Source organism: Exiguobacterium sp. CH10 (genome assembly GCF_018617635.1).
Taxonomy (GTDB): Bacteria; Bacillota; Bacilli; order Exiguobacteriales; family Exiguobacteriaceae; genus Exiguobacterium; species Exiguobacterium aestuarii_A.
This window is the reverse complement of the sequence record NZ_JACSKO010000017.1, coordinates 1-625: the sequence shown is the minus strand read 5'-3', so window position 1 is coordinate 625 and position 625 is coordinate 1. Positions and strand designations below refer to the sequence as shown.

The 625-nt window shown below is 53.8% G+C and carries 2 tRNA genes and 2 rRNA genes; all 4 read left to right on the top strand.

What is annotated here, in order from left to right:
• A 16S ribosomal RNA gene (locus KNP04_RS15310) occupies positions 1-202 on the top strand; the annotation flags it as partial.
• A 65-nt stretch (positions 203-267) separates the two neighbouring features.
• A tRNA-Ile gene (locus tag KNP04_RS15305) sits at positions 268-344 on the top strand.
• A gap of 22 nt (positions 345-366) precedes the next feature.
• Positions 367-439 (top strand) — tRNA-Ala (locus KNP04_RS15300).
• An 89-nt stretch (positions 440-528) separates the two neighbouring features.
• A 23S ribosomal RNA gene (locus KNP04_RS15295) occupies positions 529-625 on the top strand; the annotation flags it as partial.

Below are 625 nucleotides of genomic sequence, written 5' to 3'. Positions count from 1 at the left end.
TCGCTAGTAATCGCAGGTCAGCATACTGCGGTGAATACGTTCCCGGGTCTTGTACACACCGCCCGTCACACCACGAGAGTTTGCAACACCCGAAGTCGGTGAGGTAACCGTAAGGAGCCAGCCGCCGAAGGTGGGGCAGATGATTGGGGTGAAGTCGTAACAAGGTAGCCGTATCGGAAGGTGCGGCTGGATCACCTCCTTTCTAAGGAAAATGCCCGTGTGGCATTGCCCATCGTTCAGTTTTGAGAGACCAAAACCTCTCTATGAGGGCCTATAGCTCAGCCGGTTAGAGCGCACGCCTGATAAGCGTGAGGTCGGTGGTTCGAGTCCACTTAGGCCCACCATTTTTATGAACAATTCCAATACGGGGCCTTAGCTCAGCTGGGAGAGCGCCTGCCTTGCACGCAGGAGGTCAGCGGTTCGATCCCGCTAGGCTCCACTTTTGTTCCTTGAAAACTGAAGATTCATCAAGACATCAAAAACCAATTTCACATATGGTCCGCAACGGACCGTGTGTCTTAGACGCTAGATCAAGGTAGAAAGGGCGTACGGTGGATGCCTTGGCACTAGGAGCCGATGAAGGACGCGACGAACAGCGAAATGCTCTGGGGAGTGGTAAGTACAC